A 21,655-nucleotide genomic window follows, 5' to 3' on the forward strand; every position below is an offset into this window, starting at 1 on the left:
CCAGCTCGCCATGCTGGCCCCAACCGGGCCCATCCGTTAGCATCGGCGTTTTACCCAGGACTGCCGCCTCCATGAAGATTGTCTCGTTCAACATCAACGGCCTGCGCGCCCGGCCCCATCAGCTGGCGGCGCTGATCGAAAAACACCAGCCCGACGTCATCGGCCTGCAGGAAACCAAGGTCAGCGACGAGCAGTTCCCGCTGGCCGAGGTGCAAGCCCTGGGCTACCACGTGCATTACCACGGCCAGAAGGGCCACTACGGCGTGGCCCTGCTGTCGCGCCAGGCGCCGCTGGCCCTGCACAAGGGCTTCAGCACCGATGAAGAAGACGCCCAGCGCCGCTTCATCTGGGGCACCTTCGCCGACGCCAACGGCAACCCGGTAACCATCATGAACGGCTACTTCCCCCAAGGCGAAAGCCGCGACCACCCCACCAAGTTCCCGGCCAAGCAGCGCTTCTACGCCGACCTGCAGGCGCTGCTGGAAGGCCAGTTCAGCAACGACCAGGCGCTGGTGGTGATGGGTGACGTGAATATTTCCCCCGAGGACTGCGATATCGGCATCGGCCCGGACAACGCCAAGCGCTGGCTGAAGACTGGCAAGTGCAGCTTCCTGCCCGAGGAACGCGAGTGGATGGCGCGCCTGAAGAACTGGGGCCTGGTGGACAGCTTCCGCCACCTCAACCCCGACGTCGCCGACCGCTTCAGCTGGTTCGACTACCGCAGCCGCGGCTTCGAGGACGAGCCCAAGCGCGGCCTGCGTATCGACCTGATCATGGCCTCGCACGGCCTGCTGCCACGGGTGGCGGATGCTGGCGTGGACTATGAACTGCGCGGGATGGAAAAGCCGTCGGACCACGCGCCGATCTGGTTGAAGTTGAGCTGAGTGCGATCCGTACCGCTATAGCTCGGTAGCCGTTGGCGAAGGCGACGCCGGCCCTTATTCACGTTGGAGATCTCCAGTGAACACCAGGGCCAGCGCAGCCTGGCGGCAGCGGCTACAAGCCGCCAGGTCACGTCGGGGAGCAAACCCAGGCGTCCTGCTTGTTCACATACTGGTAACCTGCTTGTCTTATTCTCCCCGGCACCCCTTCGGCCTCCCCGGTGCCTGCGACGATGTCCCGCCTCCCCCGCCTGCTGTTTTTCATCTGCCTGGCCCTGCCCCTCACGGCCTGGGCCGAGGTGCCAGTCCTGCGTATCCAGGGTTCCAATACCATCGGCGCCGAGCTGGGCCCGGCATTGGTGCAGGCGATGCTGCAGGACCAGGGGTTGAAGCAGGTCAAGGTGGAGCCCGGCGACCACGCCAACGAACAGCAGGTGTCGGCCGTGACCGTGGATGGCCAGCAGCTGCGCATCGAGATTGACGCCCATGGTTCCAGCACCGGTTTCAGCGCGCTGGAGCATGGCGAGGCCGACCTGGCCGCCGCCTCACGGCCCATCAAGGACAGCGAGCTGGTGGCGCTGGACCGCCTGGGTGACCTGAAGAGCGCCGAGGCCGAGCAGGTGATCGCCATCGATGGCGTGGCGGTGATCGTGCACCCCGACAACCCCTTGCGGCAGCTGAGCACCGAGCAACTGGCGCGGATTTTCGCCGGCGAGGTGCGTGACTGGGCCGAGGTGGGCCTGGGCCACGGCCCCATTCACCTGTACGCACGCGATGACCAGTCCGGCACCTGGGAGACGTTCAAGGAGCTAGTGCTGACCCCGCGCGGCAAGAACCTGGCGCCCCAGGCCCTGCGCCTGGAGTCCAGCGAACAGCTGTCGGACGACGTCAGCCGCGACCCCCAGGGCATCGGCTTCATCGGCCTGCCCTACGTGCGCCAGGCCCGCGCCCTGGCCATCGGCGACGGCGCCGCGCAAGCCATGGCGCCCACCATCAGCCTGATCGCCACCGAGGATTATCCCTTGTCGCGGCGCCTGTATTTCTACCTGCCGCCGGCGCGCAACAACCCCTGGGCCCAGGCGCTGGTGCGTTTTACCCAGAGCGACAAGGGCCAGGCCATCGTCGCCCGCTACGGTTTCGTCTCGCAGACCGTGCAGGCCATCCAGGTGCCCGCCACGGCGAACATGCCCGCCGACTATCGCCAGCTGGCGGCCGACGCCCAGCGCCTGTCAGTGAATTTCCGTTTCGCCGAGGGCAGTGCCAGCCTCGACAACAAGGCCATGGCCGACGTGCAGCGGGTGCTGGCCTACCTGCGCGCGCGCGGCAAGACCTTCAAGGACGTGACCCTGGTGGGCTTCGGCGATGCCAAGGACGACAGCGCCCGCGCGCTGCTGCTGTCGCGCCTGCGGGCCATGACCGTGCGCCGCGAGCTGGCGCGCAGCGGCGTGGTGCTGCGCGACATTCGCGGGCTGGGGGCAGAGATGCCGGTGGCGACCAATGACATGGACGAAGGCCGCATCAAGAACCGGCGGGTGGAGGTGTGGGTGTATTGAGTGCGGACGCGGCCTGCGGCCGCTGCTACGGGTGCGGTGTGTGCAGGATTTCGCTGCTGCTACACCGGTGGGGTCAACCCTGCTCGCGCGCGCTGCGCAGCAGCTCCTTGGGCACGTACTTGCCGATCTCGTATTTGCCAATCGCCGCGCGGTGCACTTCATCCGGGCCGTCGGCCAGGCGCAGGGTGCGCTGCATGGCGTACATGTAGGCCAGCGGGAAATCCCCACTGACACCTGCGCCACCATGGATCTGGATGGCGCGGTCGATCACCCGCAGCGCCACGTTGGGCGCCACCACCTTGATCTGCGCAATCTCGCTCTTGGCCACCTTGTTACCGGCGGTGTCCATCATGTAGGCGGCCTTGAGGGTCAGCAGCCGGGCCATGTCGATTTCCATGCGCGAGTCGGCGATCTTGTCGATGTTGCCGCCCAGCCGCGCCAGCGGCCGGCCGAAGGCGGTGCGCTCGACCGAGCGCTTGCACATCAGCTCCAGCGCCCGCTCGGCCATGCCGATGGAGCGCATGCAATGGTGGATACGGCCCGGGCCCAGGCGCCCCTGGGCGATCTCGAAACCGCGCCCCTCGCCCAGCAGCACGTTGTCGTAAGGCACGCGCACGTTGTCGAACAGCACCTCGGCATGGCCGTGGGGCGCATCGTCATAGCCGAACACCGGCAACGGCCGCACGATTTTCACCCCGGGGGTGTCCACCGGCACCAGAATCATCGAATGCTGCTGGTGACGCGGCCCGTCCGGGTTGCTCAGGCCCATGAAGATGAGGATCTTGCAGCGCGGGTCGCAGGCGCCCGAGGTCCACCACTTGCGGCCGTTGATCACCCACTCGTCACCCTGGCGCTCGGCGCGGGCGGCCATGTTGGTGGCGTCGGACGAGGCCACGTCCGGCTCGGTCATGGCGAACGCCGAGCGGATCTCGCCGCGCAGCAGCGGCTCCAGCCAGCGGCGCTTGTGCTCCTCGCTGCCGTAGCGCACCAGCACCTCCATGTTGCCGGTGTCGGGCGCCGAGCAGTTGAACGGCTCGGGGCCCAGCAGCGAGCGGCCCATGATCTCGGCCAGCGGCGCGTATTCCAGGTTGGTCAGGCCGGCGCCCAGTTCCGATTCGGGCAGGAACAGGTTCCACAGGCCTTCGGCGCGGGCCTTGGCTTTCAGCTCTTCCATGATCGCGGTGGGCTGCCAGCGGTCGCCTTCGGCCACCTGGCGTTCGAACACCGGCTCGGCTGGGTAAACGTATGCATCCATGAACGCGGTCACGCGTTCACGCAATTCCTGAACCTTGGGCGAATAAGCGAAATCCATGGGGCAGCTACCTTTGAGCAAGGGTTGTCGTGGGCATGGATTCGATGCTAGAACAGGCACCAAGATTTATCTAACCTATTCTCGGCGTCTATTATCATTCATCACCGATATAGGATGACGCGATGCATCGGCACAACCACAACAAGAGCGCTGCCACATGAATCTGAGCAAGGTCGACCTGAATCTGTTCATCGTCTTCGACGCCATCTACACCGAGGCCAACCTTACCCGCGCCGGGCAGATCGTCGGCATCACCCAGCCGGCGGTGTCCAACGCCCTGGCCCGGCTGCGCGAAACCTTCAATGACCCGCTGTTCGTGCGCACCGCCCAGGGCATGGTGCCCACGCCCATGGCGCAGAACATCATCGGCCCGGTGCGCAACGCCCTGTCCCTGTTGCGCGTGTCGGTGCAGGAAAGCCGCATCTTCAACCCGTTGCAGGCCAGCAAGACCTTCCGCATCAGCATGACCGACCTCACCGAGGCGGTGATCCTGCCGCCGATGTTCCAGCGCCTGCGCCGCCTGGCACCCGCCGTGGTGATCGAAAGCTTCCTGTGCAAGCGCCGCGAGACCACCAAGGAGCTGGCCGCCGGGCGCCTGGATTTCGCCGTGGACGCACCGTTGAACACCGACCCGCAGGTGCGCCACGTCAAGCTGATGGAGGACCAGTACGTGTGCGCCCTGCGCAAGGGCCACCCGCTGAACAAGGAAAAGATCACCCTGGACGACTACCTGGCGCTCACCCACATCCACATCTCCAGCCGCCGCAACGGCCTGGGCTACGTGGACCTGGCGCTGGGCAAGATGGGCCTGCAGCGCAAGATTGCCTTGCGCTCGCAGCATTACCTGATGGCCTCCCAGGTGTTGCAGCAGACCGACATGGTGATGACCGTGCCCGAGCGTTTCGCCCGCCGCCACGACCTCAACTACGTGGCCCTGCCGGTGAACGACGTGCCGCCGGTGGAAACCCACCTGTACTGGCACGAAAGCACCGACCAGGACCCGGCCAACCGCTGGATGCGCGAGCAGATGATCGAACTGGGCCAACTGGTGAGCCGCGCCGACCACCTGCCCCAGGCCGCCAGCGCCGGGCGCTGACGGCCACGGCGGTCACGGTTCCAGGGGTTGGAAATACTGGCGCGCCTGGGCCGGGCTGATGGGGCTGCGCCACACCCTGGCCGGTGCATTCTGCGCTTCCCATTGCGCCCCCAACCGCGCCTGGTCAGCCCGCTTCACATGGGCCGCGGCGAAGTTGTCGAAGGCGTAGCGCAGCTTGCCGTAGTGGAAATGCGCCACCCACAGGTCCCCCCCGCTGGCCACGTCGACCATCACGTATTCCTGCAGGAATTGCTGGGTGTCCAGTTCCGGCACCCGCCCTGCACGGCGCTCCAGGCGAATGGCCTGCTGGCCCAGCAGGTACTCGGCGTGCGCCATGGTGGGATGCGGCATGGCCTTGGTCAGGCGAATGCGCAGGCGCGTGGCCTGGGCGACTAGCTCCGTGCCCCGCCCCCGCAAGCGCTCCACCAGTGCCACCGTGTCATCGGCGGCGGTGGACAGGCGTTCAATACTCGTCGCCAGCTGCAGCAGCCTGCGGCCTTCGTTGCTGATCAGGTCATCGATGCTCGCCAGGACCATGCCACGTCGGGCGTAGCCTTCGGCGCGCAGCACCAGGGCCTCGCTGCTGTCGAGCTGCACCCGTGCCTGTGCCTGCAGGTCCGCCAGGCGCGCCTGGGTGGCCGCCGCTTGGCGCAGGGCCCAGCGGTTGTCGGCTTCAAGGTCGTAATGGCGTACCGTGCCATCGCCCAGTTCCACGGCCATGGAGCGCTGGGCCCCCGTGCCACTTTCGGTGCCGATCAACACCTCGTCATCCACCGTTTCGAACACCCGCCTGCGCGGGCCGCCCTCCGGCTGCGGGCGGCGTGGCCGCTCGGGGCTTGCCGCCAGCCCGCGCGTGGCCTCATCCACCAACGCCTTGAGGTGATTGACCAGGCGCTTCTGGTAACGCAGGTCGATGTACTGGGCGTAGACACTGGTCCACTCCTCCAGCCGCCAGCGGAACAGCTCCGTGGCCGTGGCAAACTGTGACAGCACGCGCTGGCGCTGGGCAGCACTGAGATCGACCACCTCGGTGTCGCGCCAGGTGGCGAGCAGAATATCCAGCTGACGCACATCGCGTATCACCAGCTCGCCCAGCAGCAAGCGCTCCGGGCTGGTGGACAGCTGCGGCTTGAGCACCAGCTTGAGCAGTATTTCTGCCTTGACCGCACCGTCCATCCGGGGTCGGTAATCGTAACCGCCCTCGCGCATCAGGCGCCCGATTTCCGCCCGCCGTGGCGCATCCAGCGAAGCGCTGTGCCACTCACTTTCAAACCGCGCGCTCCATTCATGAATGAAATCGGCAATTTCCAGCAGCTTGATCCGCACCTCCTGGGTGGCCCCCAGCGTGCGGTTCATGGCATCGGTAAAGGCGCCGAGGGTCAGCTCCCCGCGTTCTGCCGCGTCGATCAGGGTCTGGTGCGCCGCCTGCCGTACGCCGAACTCTTCGCGCACTGCCTGGCGGCGAATCTTGCCCATGCGTATCAGCAACTGCATGCGGTCCATGCCCTGGTAACGGGTGCCCTGGTAAGCGCGGCGATAGACGCCCTCGGGCAGGTACGCGCGGTGCTCCGCAAGGCTTGCAAGGTAACGTTCGCAGGCTTTCACCTCTTGAATGGCCAGGTCGACCACGGTCTTGCGCAGCGCCTCGTCGGGTACACCGGCCGCGGCAAAACGTGAGCGAGCCGCTTCGGTGGCACGCAGCCGTTGGGTGGTGTCACGCTCGTCGGCGATCAGCCGGCTGAAAATCCGCCGTTGCCGGCGCACCATGGCGTCGCCTAGCCAACGCGGCAACCGCGCCTGGATCGCCAGGGGCAGGCGTTCCACCAGGCTGTCGGCCACCGCGCTGACCGCCGCACCGCCCCCTGCCAGCCCGCCGTCCACCAGGCGTCCGGAAATTGCGCCGTGGGTTTGCCACTGGCCACGGGCATCCAGCCTGACTGGCTGGCGGTAGGTTTTCAACGCGGTGCCGCGCAACCTCCAGGTGTGGTAAGTAACGTCCCATTGCACCGCGTACGCATGCCCACCGCGCAGGATGTACTGCCCACCGGCATAGCGGTAAATCCCTTGCTCGGCTGTCTGCAACAAGGCAATCGCCAGGTCGCTTTCATAACCGCGAAACGCCGACACATGGCCTGGGCCATCCAGCGGCGCCAGGCGCGCCACCGCCTGGGCCTGGCGGGCACGGACACTGGCACGCAGCCCCTTCACGTTGCCAAGGCCGCCGGCCACGGTACCGGGCAGTATGTCCATGGCCGCGCCCACCAGGGACGCCAGCATGTTTTCCAGCTCCAGCAGACCGTTCGCCCCCTCACCGCGGCGGAACGCCTTGACCGCTTCGACGGCACTGTCGAAAGCGTCGTAGACCGCCACCACGGAGCCGGCGAATGGCAGCAGCCCGACCAACACCTTGATAACCATGAAAATACTGTCGTGACTGCGCGCGGCGGCTTCGAGCCACAACTGGTCCTGGGAGCGCGCGGTGGCGCGGTGATTGCTGATCAGGCGGCCCATCTGCAGGTTCAGCTGGTACTCGGCCACGCTGCTGGCCACGCCGATGCGCTCGCCGGGCACCAGCCAGCCATCGAAGTTGCGTAGCTGGGCCTCACGGATGTAGGCGCCGTGGTCGCTGGCCAGCCCGCTGGTGACCAGCGCTGCCAGATAGTCGACCATGCGTGACTCCAGGCTCATCTGCACCAGCCGGCGGCAAGCCTCGGCCATGCTCCCGTGCTGGGTCAGCACCTGGCCGTTGGGCGCGTCAGGCAGGTACAGCACCGTCAGCCCGGTGCCCGGGTCGTTGATCAACACCGCCCCGGCCAAGGCGCTGCCAGCGGGCGTGCCGGTGCCCTTGAACAGCACCCAGTGCAACCGGGCCGCAGGGTTGTCCAGCAACGCCAGCGCCTGGGCATCGAGCCGCGAGCGGCGCAGGGCCAGTTGGCCGTGCAGGCGCAGGCTGGCCTGCCAAGGTGCCAGCAAGGCAGTGCGGCGGGCCAGGATGGCTTCCTGGCTTTCACCGGGCAAGCCCTTGAAGGCATCGCGCAGGCTGCGCTCGTAGCGAGCCGGCAGATCCAGTTCCTCGAACAGCACCCGCAGTTGCGCCAGTGTCGGCAGCGCCACGCTGGCCGCCACGCCGCGCGATTCAACGTGAGCAAAATGCAGGCGCTTGGCGATTTCTTCGTCTATGCCGGCAAGCGCCAACTGCACCAGGGACAGTTGCTCACGAGCCTCGCTGGGCCGGGTGATCATGATCAACGGGGTACCGGGCGCCCCTGAGCCGGGGACCGTCTCGCGCACCGTGGCCAGCGAGACGGGCAGGTCGATGACCAGGTTTTCCGGTTGCAGACCGAAATCCTTTTGCAGGCGCTGCGCGAGGGCTGCGCCCGCGAACTCGTCGCGCGGCGGCACGTCGCGCGCCAGCACCCCCTGTGCCTTGTCCAGGGCGGCGAGGTAGTCGGCCAGGCGCTGGCTCAACTCTTCCTGGGCCTGCGGGTTCAACCCGCGCAACCAGGTTGGCAAGCCCTCGGCCAGGGTTACGGTCTCGTGCTCGAACAGCACGTCGAGGAACGCCTGGTCACGCGCGTCGTGGCGGGGCGCCTCCAGCGCCTGCAAGGCTTCCTGGCGCCAACGCTGCATCGACGCTGCGGGCGAGTCGGCGTCAGCGTAGAAGCACTTGCCCTGCTCGATGGCCAAGGCATGCTGATGCAACTGGCGCCATTGGCGCTTGAGGCCTACATCGAAGGCGTTACCCACGATAGGTGCGTAGGAAAACGACACCTGCGCAGGCAACGTCGGGTCGGCCTCGGCAAGCCCCTCCAGCACGGCCATCTGGAAGGCGTCCAGCGACTCGAAATACGCCAGGCCGCCGTGGGTGCCGGGCCAATACACCTGCACGCCCCAGGTGCCGGCGGTGTCATGCACGGCGCTGGCATGGGTAATGACCATGACCCCAGCCAGCACATCGTTGCCATCGGCACCCAGCAACGCCACATCGGCAACCAGGGTGTTACCGACGGGCCGCTCGGCATCGTCCGGGTGGTCCAGCAACGCTTCCAGGCGGCTGGCCTGCTCGCCCTTGAGCTGCCCCAGCGCCTGCATCATATCGAACTCGGCGCGCAGGGCCTTGGCGTGGGCCGCGCTGAGGGTGTCGAAGAGGATATGGCCAGGGGCAAGCTCAGCCCAGGCGTCGCTGCGGCCGAGCAGCGGACGCGCGGCCAACAGGCAGGCCTCACGCGCGGCCCCGATCGCCTGTTGGTAACCGCGAAGGGTGCGCCATAGCGCCGACTTCAAGTCGGCATTGTCACCGACAGTAGCGCGGACGGCCGCCTGCTGCTGGCTGACTTGCCAATCACGCCAGTACGGGTCGATTTCTTCGGCAAAGGCGCCAAACAGCAGCGCGGGGGGAGCAAGCGGTAGATCGGTCATGGGCTGCAGTCCTTGCAGGGGAATGAGCGCCCATTGGGCCCGGCTGCCCGGCGTGCCAGGTGGTAATTACCTAACGGCCCTGCTTGACGTTAACGTCAAGCAGGGTTTACGTTGACGTCAACCATCCTGCCGAGCCTGACCATGACGTACAGCATCTCCGACCTGTCCCGCGAACTGGACATCACCACCCGCGCCATCCGCTTCTATGAGGAGCAAGGCATGCTCAGCCCCGAACGGCGTGGCCAGGAACGCATCTACTCACCGCGGGACAAGGTCACCCTGAAGCTGATACTGCGCGGCAAGCGCATCGGTTTCTCCCTGGCCGAGTGCCGCGAGCTGATCGAGCTGTACGACCCCAGCGGCAATCACAAGCAGCTGGCCAGCATGCTCGCCAAAATCACCGAGCGCCGCGCGCAACTGGCCCAGCAACTGCTCGACATCCAGCAGATGCAACTGGAACTGGACACCGCCGAGGAGCGCTGCACCCAGGCCCTTGCCGAGCTCGGCGCCCACCCTGTTACCGCCCAGGAGTAACACCATGGCCCTGCCCCACAGCGTGCGCCTGGTCGAAGTCGGCCCCCGCGACGGCCTGCAGAACGAGGCTAGCCCCATCAGTGTCATCGACAAGGCACAGCTGGTGAACGAGCTGGCCGCCTGTGGCTATGCCTATATAGAGGCCGGCAGTTTCGTTTCGCCCAAGTGGGTGCCGCAAATGGCTGGCTCTGCCGAGGTGTTCGCCAGCCTCCAGCGCGTGCCAGGGGTGACCTACGGCGCGCTGACGCCCAACCTGCAAGGCTTCGAGGCGGCACTGGCGGCTGGCGCGCACGAGGTGGCGGTGTTCGCCGCAGCGTCCGAGAGCTTTTCCCAGCGCAACATCAATTGCTCCATTGCGCAGAGCCTGGAACGCTTCGCGCCGGTGATGGCAGCGGCCAAGGCCGCCGGTGTGCCGGTGCGCGGCTACGTGTCCTGCGTGCTCGGCTGCCCCTACGAAGGCGCCATCGCCCCCGCCCAGGTGGCCGCCGTGGCGCGCGAGCTGCACGCCATGGGCTGCCGGGAAATCTCCCTGGGCGACACCATCGGCGTCGGCACCCCCGGTGCTACCCGCAACCTGTTCCAGGCCGTGGCCCGGGAGGTGCCGCTGGCGCAGCTGGCCGGGCACTTCCATGACACCTACGGCCAGGCCCTGGCCAATATCTACGCGGCGTTGCTGGAAGGCGTCAGCGTGTTCGACAGCTCCGTGGCCGGCCTGGGCGGCTGCCCGTACGCCAGGGGCGCCAGCGGCAACGTCGCCAGCGAGGACGTGCTGTACCTGCTGCAGGGCCTGGGTATCCAGACCGGCATCGACCTGGACCGGGTGATTGCCGTGGGCGAGCGCATCAGCCAGCAGCTGGGCCGCGCCAACGGCTCGCGGGTAGCACAAGCGCGCCGGTGTGGCTGAGGGGTGTTACCCCTCCCGCGTTTTCCGAGTATCAGGGAAACACTTTGAGCGTTCCTTTTCCGACACCCGCGTGCCTTGGAGCGACCAAACCCCCGTTTTCATTGGGCTTCGAAAAGTTGGCACGGCATCTGCTTTATCTCTTGCACAACAAAAACAAAAAACTCAGTACCACCCAATAAAAACAACACGTAACGGCTCTGGCATAACAAGAACAAACGCGGCAGAGGCGAAGCTAACAGATTTTTTTGGAGAGGATGCGCCACCGGGGCTTGCCCCACACCGTACACAGAACAATAAAACTGCCCCGAGGCAGCGACGTACCGGTGACAGGCGAATCAGCGCTCAAAAAAATACGTTTGCTCTTGACCCAGGATGTGGGTCACACGAAACAGCGGTAAAGGGTCACGGTCGCCAAAAACAACAACAGGCCGCCCCTCAATAATAAAAAAAGAGCAGGCAACAAGACCTTGAGGGGAGCTTCGGCTCCCCTCAGTGCTTTCCGGCATTCCCCACTTCCCCCGTAGCAGCTGCCGAAGGCTGCGTCCGCCTCCCTCCGTTTACCCGCTGAACCGCAGTGCCCATGACGCGGCCTGGCGGCCGCTGCTACGAAAAACCGTGTGTGGCCGCTGCTCGGACGAATTTGACAACCCGCACAGGGGTGCGACAAAGTGTCACCTCACCCGCACACTTCCCCACGAAACGGGTAACAGGGAAACACATCGGGGGTGTGAAAACCCGGTGAAAAATTCCTGAAAACGGCGAAAGCCCCGAATTCATTGGGTTTTGAAAAGTTGGCACGGGACCTGCTATATCTCTCGTACAACAAAAACAATAAAACGGCAGTACCCAATAAAAACAACACGTAACGGCTCTGGCATAACAAGAACAATCGCGGCAGAGGCGAAGCTAACAGATTTTTTTGGAGAAGATGCGCCACCGGGGCTTGCCCCACACCGTACACAGAACAACAAAACTGCCCCGAGGCAGCGACGTACCGGTGACAGGCGAATCAGCGCTCAAAAAAATACGTTTGCTCTTGACCCAGGATGTGGGTCACACGAAACAGCGGTAAAGGGTCACGGTCGCCAAAAACAACAACAGGCCGCCCCTCAATAATAAAAAAGAGCAAGCAACAAGACCTTGAGGGGAGCTTCGGCTCCCCTCAGTGCTTTCCGCGATTTATTCCCTCCCCCTTCCCACCGCACCGATTTGACAGCCCGCGCCAGCAGGTTTACGTTAACGTAAAGGTCAGCATTCATTTCATAAAAACAATCCATGAAGGGCCACCCATGCGCTACCCGACCCTGAATTTCGCCCTGGGCGAAACCATCGACATGCTCCGCGACCAGGTGCAGGCCTTCGCCGCCGCCCAGATCGCCCCGCGCGCCGCGCAGATCGACCGTGACAACCTGTTCCCCGCCGACCTGTGGCGCCAGTTCGGCGACATGGGCCTGCTGGGTGTTACCGTGCCCGAAGCATACGGCGGTGCCGGCCTGGGCTACCTGGCGCACGTGGTAGCCATGGAGGAAATCAGCCGCGCCTCGGCGTCGGTGGCGTTGTCGTACGGGGCACACTCCAACCTGTGCGTGAACCAGATCAACCGCAACGGCAGCCACGCGCAGAAGCTCAAGTACCTGCCCAAGCTGATCAGCGGCGAGCACGTCGGCGCCCTGGCCATGAGCGAGCCCAACGCCGGCTCCGACGTGGTGTCGATGAAGCTGCGCGCCGACAAGCGTGGCGACCATTACGTGCTCAACGGCAGCAAGACCTGGATCACCAACGGCCCCGACGCCAACACTTATGTGATCTACGCCAAGACCGACCTGGAAAAAGGCGCCCACGGCATCACCGCCTTCATCGTCGAGCGCGACTGGGCCGGCTTCACCCGCAGCAACAAGTTCGACAAGCTGGGCATGCGCGGCTCCAACACCTGCGAGCTGTTCTTCGACGACGTGCAGGTGCCGGAAGAGAACATCCTCGGCGTGCTCAACGGCGGCGTGAAGGTGCTGATGAGCGGCCTCGACTACGAGCGCGTTGTGCTCTCGGGCGGCCCCACCGGCATCATGCAGGCCTGCATGGACCTGATCGTGCCCTACATCCACGACCGCAAGCAGTTCGGCCAGAGCATCGGCGAGTTCCAGCTGATCCAGGGCAAGGTCGCCGACATGTACACCCAGCTCAACGCCAGCCGCGCCTACCTGTACGCCGTGGCCCAGGCCTGCGAGCGCGGCGAGACCGCGCGCAAGGACGCCGCCGGGGTGATCCTGTACACCGCCGAGCGCGCCACGCAGATGGCCCTGGACGCCATTCAGATCCTGGGCGGCAACGGCTACATCAACGAATTCCCCGCCGGGCGCCTGCTGCGCGACGCCAAGCTGTACGAGATCGGCGCCGGCACCAGCGAGATCCGCCGCATGCTGATCGGCCGCGAGCTGTTCAACGAAACCCGCTGACGGAGCGCGCCCCATGGCTACCCTGCACACCCGACTCAACCCGCGCGCCGCCGACTTCATCGCCAACAGCGCGGCCATGCTCGAACAAGTTGGCGCCCTACGCAGCCTGCTCGCCCAGGTGCACGAAGGCGGCGGCGCCAAGGCCCAGCAACGCCACACCTCACGCGGCAAGCTGTTGCCGCGCGAGCGCATCAACCGCCTGCTGGACGCCGGCTCGCCGTTCCTGGAAATCGGCCAGCTGGCCGCCCATGAGGTGTACGACGAAGCCGTGCCGGCCGCTGGCGTGATCGCCGGCATCGGCCGCATCGAAGGCGTGGAATGCATGATCATCGCCAACGACGCCACGGTCAAAGGCGGCAGCTACTACCCGCTGACCGTAAAGAAACACCTGCGTGCCCAGGCCATCGCCCAGGAAAACCGCCTGCCGTGCGTGTACCTGGTGGACTCCGGCGGCGCCAACCTGCCGCGCCAGGACGAGGTGTTCCCCGACCGCGAGCACTTCGGCCGGATCTTCTTCAACCAGGCCACCATGAGCGCCCAGGGCATCCCCCAGGTCGCCGTGGTCATGGGCTCCTGCACCGCAGGCGGTGCCTACGTGCCGGCCATGTCGGACGAGACCATCATGGTCCGCGAGCAGGCGACCATCTTCCTCGCCGGGCCGCCATTGGTGAAAGCCGCCACCGGCGAGGTGGTGACCGCCGAGGCCCTGGGCGGCGCCGACGTGCATTGCAAAGTCTCGGGCGTGGCCGACCACTACGCTGACAACGACGAGCACGCGCTGGCCATTGCCCGGCGCTGCGTGGCCAACCTCAACTGGCGCAAGCTGGGCCAGCTGCAGTGCCAGGCGCCAATCGCCCCGCTCTACCCGGCCGACGAGCTGTACGGCGTGATCCCGGCCGACGCCAAGCAGCCCTTCGATGTGCGCGAAGTGATCGCGCGGCTGGTGGACGGCTCGGTGTTCGATGAGTTCAAGGCGCTGTTCGGCACCACCCTGGTGTGCGGCTTCGCCCACCTGCACGGCATGCCTGTCGCCATCCTCGGCAACAATGGCATCCTCTTCGCCGAGGCCGCGCAAAAAGGCGCGCACTTCATCGAGCTGGCCTGCCAGCGCGGCATCCCGCTGTTGTTCCTGCAGAACATCACCGGCTTCATGGTCGGGCAGAAATACGAGGCCGGCGGCATCGCCAAGCACGGCGCCAAGCTGGTGACCGCGGTGGCCTGCGCGCGGGTGCCGAAATTCACCGTGATCATCGGTGGCAGCTTCGGCGCCGGCAACTACGGCATGTGCGGCCGCGCCTACGACCCACGCCTGTTGTGGATGTGGCCCAACGCGCGAATCGGCGTGATGGGTGCCGAACAGGCCGCCGGCGTGCTGGTGCAGGTCAAGCGCGAGCAGAGCGAACGCGCCGGTGGCAGCTTCAGCGCCGAGGAAGAAGCGGCGCTCAAGCAGCCGATCCTCGAACAATACGACCGCCAGGCCCACCCCTACTACTCCAGCGCCCGCCTGTGGGACGACGGCGTGATCGACCCGGCGCAGACCCGCGACATCCTCGCCCTGGCCCTGTCGGCCGCCCTCAACGCGCCCATCGAACCCAGCCGCTTCGGCATCTTCCGGATGTGACCATGAACGATTTCGATACCCTGGAACTGACCCGCGACCCGCGCGGTTTCGCCACCCTGTGGCTCAACCGCCCCGAAAAAAACAACGCCTTCAACGCGCAGATGATCCGCGAACTGATCCTGGCGCTGGACAGCGTGGCCGCCGACGCCAGCCTGCGCTTCCTGCTGATCCGCGGCCGCGGCAAGCACTTCTGCGCCGGCGCCGACCTGGCCTGGATGCAGGCGTCGGCGCAGCTGGATTTCAACACCAACCTGGACGATGCCCGCCAGTTGGCCGAGCTGATGTACAACCTGGGCAAGCTCAAGCTGCCGACCCTGGCCGTCGTCCACGGCGCGGCCTACGGTGGCGCGCTGGGGCTGATCAGCTGCTGCGACATGGCCTTGGGCACGGTGGATGCGCAGTTCTGCCTGTCGGAGGTGCGCATTGGCCTGACCCCTGCGGTCATCAGCCCCTTCGTGGTCAAGGCCATCGGCGAACGCGCCGCGCGGCGCTACGCGCTGACCGCCGAACGCTTCGATGGCCAGCGCGCCCATGAGTTGGGCCTGCTGGCCGAGACCTGCGCCAGCGCCGAACTGGAACAGCGCCTGGCGCACTGGGTGGACAACCTGCTGCTCAACAGCCCGCAGGCCATGCGCGCCTGCAAAGAGCTGCTGCGTGAAGTCGCCCACGGCGAAACCACCGCCGCCGTGCGGCGTTACTGCGAGAACGCCATCGCCCGCATTCGCGTCAGCGGCGAGGGCCAGGAGGGCCTGCGCGCCTTCCTGGAAAAACGCACCCCGGCCTGGCAGGAGCAACCACAATGACCACCCTCACCTCCCTGCTGGTGGCCAACCGCGGTGAAATCGCCTGCCGGGTGATGCGCACCGCCAAGGCCATGGGCCTGACCACCGTGGCCGTGCACAGCGCCATCGACCGCGACGCCCGCCACAGCCGCGAGGCGGATGTGTGCGTGGACCTGGGCGGCAGCAAGGCCAGCGACAGCTACCTGGACATCGACAAGATCATCGCCGCCGCCCGCAGCAGCGGCGCCCAGGCTATCCACCCCGGCTACGGCTTTCTTTCGGAGAACGCCGCATTCGCCCGCGCCATCGAACAGGCCGGGCTGATATTCCTCGGCCCGCCGGCTGCGGCCATCGACGCCATGGGCAGCAAGTCAGCCGCCAAGGCACTGATGGAAACCGCCGGCGTGCCGCTGGTGCCCGGCTACCACGGCCAGGCCCAGGACCTGGAGACCTTCCGCGCCGCCGCCCAGCGCATCGGCTACCCGGTGCTGCTCAAGGCCACCGCTGGCGGCGGCGGCAAGGGCATGAAGGTGGTGGAGCGCGAGAGCGAACTGGCCGACGCCCTGGCCTCGGCGCAGCGCGAGGCCCAGTCGTCATTCGGCGATGCGCGCATGCTGGTGGAAAAATACGTGCTGCAGCCGCGCCACGTGGAAATCCAGGTGTTCGCCGACCAGCACGGCCACTGCCTGTACCTCAACGAGCGCGACTGCTCGATCCAGCGTCGCCACCAGAAAGTCGTCGAGGAGGCCCCGGCGCCAGGCCTCTCCCCACCATTGCGCCAGGCCATGGGCGAGGCCGCGGTGAAGGCCGCGCAGGCCATCGGTTACGTCGGCGCCGGCACCGTCGAGTTCCTGCTGGACGCCCGCGGCGAGTTTTTCTTCATGGAGATGAACACCCGCCTGCAAGTGGAGCACCCAGTCACCGAGGCCATCACCGGCCTGGACCTGGTGGCCTGGCAGATTCGCGTGGCCCAGGGCGAGCCGCTGCCCCTCACCCAGGCCCAGGTGCCGCTGCACGGCCACGCCATGGAAGTGCGGCTGTACGCCGAAGACCCGGACAACGAGTTCCTGCCCGCCACCGGCACCCTGGCGCTGTACCAGGAGAGCGCCCCAGGCCCCGGCCGCCGGGTGGACAGCGGCGTCAGCGAGGGCAACAGCGTGTCGCCGTTCTACGACCCCATGCTGGGCAAGCTGATTGCCTGGGGCGAGACCCGCGAACAGGCGCGGCTGCGCCTGCTGGCCATGCTCGATGAGTTCGCCGTGGGCGGCGTGCGCACCAACCTGGCGTTCCTGCGGCGCATCATCGGCCACCCGGCGTTCGCCGCCGCCGAGCTGGACACTGGCTTCATTCCCCGTCACCAGGCCGAGCTGCTGCCCGCTTCGGCCGAACTGCCAGAAGCGTTCTGGCAGGCCGCGGCTGCCGCGTTCGTGCGCCCGACCGGCAGTGACGCCTGGGCCGCGGCCAATGGCCTGCGCCTGGGCTTGCCAGCACAGACGGTGGTGCACCTGCGCTGCCGCGACCAGCGTCAGGTGGTGCACCTGCAACCGTCCCCGCCTGCGGCGCCAGCCTTCCTGCGCGGTGACACCCTGTACCTGCGCTGGAACGGCGAAGTTCACCCGGTGACCCGCGTTGACGCCATCGCCGAAGCCGACGCCAGCCACGGCCAGCAGGGCGGCCTGAACGCGCCCATGAACGGCAGCATCGTGCGGGTGCTGGTGGGCGTCGGTGAGCAGGTGGAGGCCGGTACGCCGCTGGTGGTGCTGGAGGCCATGAAGATGGAGCACAGCATTCGCGCGCCGGAGGCGGGGGTGGTGAAGGCGTTGCATTGCCAGGAGGGCGAGATGGTTGCGGAGGGGGATGTGCTGGTAGAAATGCAATCCGGGTGATTGGACGCGGCCTTCGGCCGCTGCTACAGAAGATCCGTAGCAGCGGCCGAAGGCCGCGTCTCTTTTCAGGCAGCCACTTCGTAAAGCTTCACCACCGCAGCCTCACCGTCGCGCAAACACTGGCGCAAGCGCTGCGCTTCCTGCTCGGCCACGCCCACCGCCTTGTCCTTCACGTGCCCGTACCCACGAATCTGCTCCGGCAGCCGTGCCAGGCTCAGCGCCGTGTGGCGGTTGGCTGGGGTCAGGTGCTGAAGAATCAAGGCGATGTCAGCCTGGTAAGCCTCGATCAACGCCCGTTCCTGGCGCCGCTCCTGGGTATAGCCGAACGGGTCCAGCGGCGTGCCGCGCAGGAACTTGAACGGCGCCAGCAGCCCGAACGCCTTGAGCATCCACGGGCCGAAACTGCGCTTGCCCTGCTTGCCCTGCTTACCCAGCCACGACGGCGCCAGGTGAAACTCCAGGCGGTAGTCGCCTTCGAACTGCCCCTGTAACTGGCGGGTGAATTCGCCGTTGCTGTACAGCCGCGCCACCTCGTATTCATCCTTGTAGGCCATCAGCTTGAACGCGTAGCGGGCCACGGCTTCGGTCAGCGCCAGGGGCTGGCCGGGCACCTGGCGGGCTTCACTGGCACGCACCTGCTCCACCAGCGCCAGGTAACGGTCGGCATAGGCCTGGTTCTGGTACGCGCGCAGGGTCGCCGCGTTGGCGGCCAGGCGCTCGTCCAGGGTCTGCTCCACCGGCACCTGCACCGCTGGCTTGAGCACCGCTTCCACCGCCCGTGCGTCATGGGCCGCGCGGCGCCCCCAGAGGAAGGCCTGCTGGTTGAGGTTGACCGCCACGGCGTTGAGTTCGATGGCCTTTTCAATGGCCTCGGCCGTCAGTGGAATCAGCCCCAACTGGTAGGCGTAGCCGAGCATGAACAGGTTGCTGGCGATGCTGTCGCCCAGCAGGCCCACCGCCAGGCGCGTGGCCTCGACGAAATGGGTCTTGTCGGCGCCCACCGCGTCGCTGATCGCCTGGGTCATGGCTGCGACCGGGAACTGCGCATCCGGGTCGCGGGTGAACGCCGCCGTTGGGGTCTGCTGGCTGTTGATGACCGCATGGGACTTGTCCAGGCTCAGCTTCGCCAGCGCGTCAGGCCCTGACGCCACCAGCAGGTCGCAGCCCAGCAGCAGGTCGGCATCACCAGCGGCGATGCGCACGGCGAACAGGTCTGCCTGGCGCGCGGCGATGCGAATGTGGGTCACCACCGGGCCGAACTTCTGCGCCAGGCCGGCCTGGTCGAGCACGCTGCAGCCCTTGCCTTCCAGGTTCGCCGCCAGGCCCAGCAGGGCGCCCACGGTGGTCACGCCGGTGCCACCGACGCCGGGCAGGAGGATATTGAACGGGCGCTCCAGGCTCGGCAGCAGCGGCGCCGGCAGCGCCGCGAAGGCCTGGTCACGGCTGGGCAACTGCGGCTTGCGCAGCTGCCCGCCGTGCACGGTGACGAAGCTGGGGCAGAAGCCTTCCACGCAGCTGAAATCCTTGTTGCAGGCGTGCTGGTCGATCTCGCGCTTGCGCCCTTGGGCGGTCTCCAGCGGCAACACCGACAGGCAACCGGATTTCACCCCGCAGTCGCCACACCCTTCGCACACCGCCGGGTTGATCAGCGCGCGCTTGTTCACCTCGGGCATGGTCCCGCGTTTGCGCCGGCGGCGTTTTTCCGTGGCGCAGGTCTGGTCGTAGATGATCACCGACACGCCCTTGAACTCGCGCAACTCGCGCATGACTGCGTCCAGGTCGCGACGGTGATGGAACGTGGTAATCGGCGCAAAGCCGGCGCGGCTGGGGTATTTGTCCGGCTCGTCGCTGACCAAGGCGATGCGTTGCACGCCTTCGTCGAACACCTGGCGGCTGAGCTGGTCGACCCGCAGGATGCCGTCGATGGGCTGGCCACCGGTCATGGCCACGGCGTCGTTGTAGAGAATCTTGTAGGTGATGTTGACCCCGGACGCCACCGCCGCGCGCACCGCCAGGTGCCCGGAGTGGAAATAGGTGCCGTCGCCCAGATTCTGGAACACGTGGGCGGTCTCGGTGAACGGCGCCTGGCCGATCCAGGTCACGCCCTCGCCGCCCATCTGGGTGAAGGTATCGGTCTCGCGGTCCATCCAGATGGTCATGTAGTGGCAGCCAATGCCGGCCAGCGCGCGGCTGCCCTCGGGCACCTTGGTGGAACTGTTGTGCGGGCAGCCAGAGCAGAAATGCGGGGTGCGCTGCACGTTGTGCAGAGGGGCCTGAAGGGCCTGTTCCTTGTCTTGCAGGAAACGCAGCCGCGCCTCGATCTGCGGGCTGCTGTAGATGGGTGCCAGGCGTTTGGCGATGACCCGGGCGATCATCGCCGGCGTTAGCTCGCTGAGGTTGGGCAGCAGCGAGCGGCCTTCCTCGTCGAACTCGCCGACCACGCGCGGGCGCTTGTCCACGGGCCAGTTGTACAGCTGGCCGGTGAGCTGGTCCTCGATGACGCTGCGTTTTTCCTCCACCACCAGGATCTCGTCCAGGCCCTGGGCGAAGTCGTGCACCGACACCGGTTCCAGTGGCCAGCTCATGCCGACTTTCAGCACGCGGATGCCCACGCTGGCGCAGAGCGTTTCATCCAGGCCCAGCTCTTCCAGGGCCTGGCGCACGTCCAGGTAGGACTTGCCGGTGGTGACGATGCCCAGCCGCGGCTGCGGCGAATCGAGCACCACCTTGTTCAGCTGGTTGGCGCGGGCAAAGGCGCGGGCGGCGTAGATCTTGTAGGTGTTCAGGCGCGCTTCCTGGGCCAGGGGCGGGTCGGGCCAGCGAATGTGCAGGCCGCCCTCGGGCAGGACGAAATCGGCGGGCTCGCAGGTTTGCACCCGCAGCGGGTCGACCTCCACCACCGCCGAGGAATCGACGTTCTCGGCAATCGTCTTCATCGCCACCCAGCAGCCGCTGTAGCGCGACAGCTCCCAGCCGATGATGCCGTAGTCGAGCATCTCCTGGACGTTGCTGGGGTTGAGCACCGGGATCATCGCCGCGATAAAGGCGTGCTCGCTCTGGCTGGCGATGGTCGAGGACTTGCAGCCATGGTCGTCGCCGGCCAGCACCAGCACGCCGCCGTGGGGCGCCACGCCGGCCGAGTTGCCGTGCTTGAACACGTCGCCGCAGCGGTCCACCCCCGGCGCCTTGCCGTACCACAGGGCGAACACGCCGTCGTACTTGCCCTGGGGAAACAGGTTGACCTGCTGGCTGCCCCACACGGCGGTAGCGCCCAGCTCTTCGTTGACGCCGGGCTGGAAATGGATGGCGTGTTTCTGCAGGTAGTCGCGGGCTTCCCACAGGCTCTTGTCAAGGTTGCCCAGGGGCGAGCCCCGGTAACCGGAAATGAAGCCTGCGGTGTTCAAGCCACGGGCCTCGTCGCGCTGTTTCTGCAGCATGGGCAGGCGCGTGAGGGCCTGGGTACCGGTGAGGTACAGGTGCCCGGTGGCGAGGCGGTACTTGTCGTCCAGGCGGACGTCGGCTAGGGACATGCGGCACTCCTGTTATTTTTATGGCGGCCATGACTCATCAGTCAGTGGCTAAAAATATGCCTTTCGGAGTGAGGCTTTTTCTTTCTAAATTCGGGCATTTCTGCTGTTATGGCGCATGAACGTTGCGCTAAAAACAAGAAAAGGGAAATGATCATGCAGTCCAAACTGAGCGCCCTCGACCGCCGCATCCTGCGCCTGATCCAGCACGACGCCGACCTGTCGGCCGCCGAAATCGCCGAGCGCGTGGAACTGTCGCAGTCACCGTGCTGGCGGCGCATTCACCGCATGCAGGAGGAAGGCCTGATCGAGCGCAAGGTCGCCCTGCTCAACCCGCAGAAGCTGGGCCTGACCATGACCGTATTCGTCAACGTCAAGCTATCGGGACACGGGCGGCGTTACCTGGCGGAGTTCGAGGAAGCGATCACCGGCTACCCGGAGGTGCTGGAGTGCTACACCATGGCCGGCGGGATGGATTACATGCTCAAGGTGGTGGCCCAGGACATTGGGGCCTACGAACGTTTCCTGCGCGACCATCTGTTGCAGAAGCCGCATGTGCAGGAGGCGCATTCCAACATCGCCATGAGCGAGGTGAAACGCACCACGGAACTGCCGCTGGATTGAGCGAAATAATTTTTCACAAACGCGGCAAGAAATCATTTGACTTGCAAATGATAACGATTATTA

13 protein-coding genes are annotated in these 21,655 nt (G+C 66.2%); 10 read left to right on the plus strand and 3 right to left on the minus strand.

The annotated features are described in order from the left end of the window. Nucleotides 1-71 precede the first annotated feature (71 nt). Nucleotides 72-884 carry an exodeoxyribonuclease III gene (gene xthA, locus RAM80_RS05760; RefSeq protein ID WP_416425266.1) on the plus strand — a complete coding sequence of 271 codons (813 nt, stop codon included), beginning with the start codon at nucleotides 72-74 and terminating at the stop codon, nucleotides 882-884. A gap of 230 nt (nucleotides 885-1,114) precedes the next feature. Continuing rightward, nucleotides 1,115-2,434 (plus strand): substrate-binding domain-containing protein, encoded by a 1,320-nt coding sequence (locus RAM80_RS05765; protein WP_416425267.1) that lies wholly within the window; start codon nucleotides 1,115-1,117, stop codon nucleotides 2,432-2,434. A 73-nt stretch (nucleotides 2,435-2,507) separates the two neighbouring features. On the opposite strand, the gene RAM80_RS05770 is transcribed toward RAM80_RS05765, so the two are convergent. Continuing rightward, nucleotides 2,508-3,746: an acyl-CoA dehydrogenase gene (locus RAM80_RS05770; RefSeq protein WP_416425268.1), complete on the minus strand. Its 1,239-nt coding sequence runs from the start codon at nucleotides 3,744-3,746 to the stop codon at nucleotides 2,508-2,510. 157 nt (nucleotides 3,747-3,903) lie between these two features. Here RAM80_RS05770 and RAM80_RS05775 point away from each other — a divergent pair, with 157 nt between their 5' ends. Beyond that, nucleotides 3,904-4,842, plus strand: a complete 939-nt coding sequence (locus tag RAM80_RS05775) for a LysR family transcriptional regulator (RefSeq protein ID WP_416425269.1) — start codon at nucleotides 3,904-3,906, stop codon at nucleotides 4,840-4,842. A gap of 12 nt (nucleotides 4,843-4,854) precedes the next feature. On the opposite strand, the gene RAM80_RS05780 is transcribed toward RAM80_RS05775, so the two are convergent. Then, nucleotides 4,855-9,261 carry a hypothetical protein gene (locus RAM80_RS05780; protein WP_416425270.1) on the minus strand — a complete coding sequence of 1,469 codons (4,407 nt, stop codon included), beginning with the start codon at nucleotides 9,259-9,261 and terminating at the stop codon, nucleotides 4,855-4,857. A gap of 135 nt (nucleotides 9,262-9,396) precedes the next feature. Between RAM80_RS05780 and RAM80_RS05785 the strand changes: the two genes are divergently transcribed. The 6 genes from RAM80_RS05785 to RAM80_RS05810 all read left to right on the plus strand — a co-directional run bounded on the left by RAM80_RS05785 (nucleotide 9,397) and on the right by RAM80_RS05810 (nucleotide 17,441). Then, nucleotides 9,397-9,795, plus strand: coding sequence for a MerR family transcriptional regulator (locus RAM80_RS05785; RefSeq protein ID WP_416427419.1), 399 nt, complete (start codon nucleotides 9,397-9,399; stop codon nucleotides 9,793-9,795). A 4-nt stretch (nucleotides 9,796-9,799) separates the two neighbouring features. Continuing rightward, on the plus strand, nucleotides 9,800-10,699 hold the full coding sequence (locus RAM80_RS05790) for a hydroxymethylglutaryl-CoA lyase (protein ID WP_416425271.1): 900 nt from the start codon (nucleotides 9,800-9,802) through the stop codon (nucleotides 10,697-10,699). Between the two features lie 1,289 nt (nucleotides 10,700-11,988). Beyond that, on the plus strand, nucleotides 11,989-13,152 hold the full coding sequence (locus RAM80_RS05795; RefSeq protein ID WP_416425272.1) for an isovaleryl-CoA dehydrogenase: 1,164 nt from the start codon (nucleotides 11,989-11,991) through the stop codon (nucleotides 13,150-13,152). 13 nt (nucleotides 13,153-13,165) lie between these two features. After that, the gene (locus RAM80_RS05800; protein WP_416425273.1) at nucleotides 13,166-14,773 is read left to right on the plus strand and encodes a carboxyl transferase domain-containing protein; all 1,608 of its coding nucleotides are present in this window, start codon (nucleotides 13,166-13,168) and stop codon (nucleotides 14,771-14,773) included. 2 nt (nucleotides 14,774-14,775) lie between these two features. Further along, complete coding sequence (locus RAM80_RS05805) at nucleotides 14,776-15,576, plus strand: gamma-carboxygeranoyl-CoA hydratase (protein ID WP_416425274.1); 801 nt, start codon at nucleotides 14,776-14,778, stop codon at nucleotides 15,574-15,576. Further along, nucleotides 15,573-17,441: an acetyl/propionyl/methylcrotonyl-CoA carboxylase subunit alpha gene (locus RAM80_RS05810; RefSeq protein ID WP_416425275.1), complete on the plus strand. Its 1,869-nt coding sequence runs from the start codon at nucleotides 15,573-15,575 to the stop codon at nucleotides 17,439-17,441. The genes RAM80_RS05805 and RAM80_RS05810 overlap by 4 nt, the downstream gene beginning before the upstream one ends. Before the next feature lie 65 nt (nucleotides 17,442-17,506). On the opposite strand, the gene RAM80_RS05815 is transcribed toward RAM80_RS05810, so the two are convergent. After that, complete coding sequence (locus tag RAM80_RS05815; protein WP_416425276.1) at nucleotides 17,507-20,971, minus strand: indolepyruvate ferredoxin oxidoreductase family protein; 3,465 nt, start codon at nucleotides 20,969-20,971, stop codon at nucleotides 17,507-17,509. A gap of 153 nt (nucleotides 20,972-21,124) precedes the next feature. Here RAM80_RS05815 and RAM80_RS05820 point away from each other — a divergent pair, with 153 nt between their 5' ends. Continuing rightward, the gene (locus tag RAM80_RS05820; RefSeq protein WP_416425277.1) at nucleotides 21,125-21,592 is read left to right on the plus strand and encodes an Lrp/AsnC family transcriptional regulator; all 468 of its coding nucleotides are present in this window, start codon (nucleotides 21,125-21,127) and stop codon (nucleotides 21,590-21,592) included. Nucleotides 21,593-21,655: the final 63 nt, after the last annotated feature.

The organism is Pseudomonas sp. App30, from assembly GCF_047947025.1.
GTDB lineage: Bacteria > Pseudomonadota > Gammaproteobacteria > Pseudomonadales > Pseudomonadaceae > Aquipseudomonas.

Excerpts from the sequence above, each read along its gene's own strand:
- xthA (WP_416425266.1), top strand. The coding sequence starts at position 72 with ATGAAGATTGTCTCGTTCAACATCAACGGCCTGCGCGCCCGGCCCCAT.
- RAM80_RS05765 (WP_416425267.1), top strand. The coding sequence starts at position 1,115 with ATGTCCCGCCTCCCCCGCCTGCTGTTTTTCATCTGCCTGGCCCTGCCC.
- RAM80_RS05770 (WP_416425268.1), bottom strand. The coding sequence starts at position 3,746 with ATGGATTTCGCTTATTCGCCCAAGGTTCAGGAATTGCGTGAACGCGTG.
- RAM80_RS05775 (WP_416425269.1), top strand. The coding sequence starts at position 3,904 with ATGAATCTGAGCAAGGTCGACCTGAATCTGTTCATCGTCTTCGACGCC.
- RAM80_RS05780 (WP_416425270.1), bottom strand. The coding sequence starts at position 9,261 with ATGACCGATCTACCGCTTGCTCCCCCCGCGCTGCTGTTTGGCGCCTTT.
- RAM80_RS05790 (WP_416425271.1), top strand. The coding sequence starts at position 9,800 with ATGGCCCTGCCCCACAGCGTGCGCCTGGTCGAAGTCGGCCCCCGCGAC.
- RAM80_RS05795 (WP_416425272.1), top strand. The coding sequence starts at position 11,989 with ATGCGCTACCCGACCCTGAATTTCGCCCTGGGCGAAACCATCGACATG.
- RAM80_RS05800 (WP_416425273.1), top strand. The coding sequence starts at position 13,166 with ATGGCTACCCTGCACACCCGACTCAACCCGCGCGCCGCCGACTTCATC.
- RAM80_RS05805 (WP_416425274.1), top strand. The coding sequence starts at position 14,776 with ATGAACGATTTCGATACCCTGGAACTGACCCGCGACCCGCGCGGTTTC.
- RAM80_RS05810 (WP_416425275.1), top strand. The coding sequence starts at position 15,573 with ATGACCACCCTCACCTCCCTGCTGGTGGCCAACCGCGGTGAAATCGCC.
- RAM80_RS05815 (WP_416425276.1), bottom strand. The coding sequence starts at position 20,971 with ATGTCCCTAGCCGACGTCCGCCTGGACGACAAGTACCGCCTCGCCACC.
- RAM80_RS05820 (WP_416425277.1), top strand. The coding sequence starts at position 21,125 with ATGCAGTCCAAACTGAGCGCCCTCGACCGCCGCATCCTGCGCCTGATC.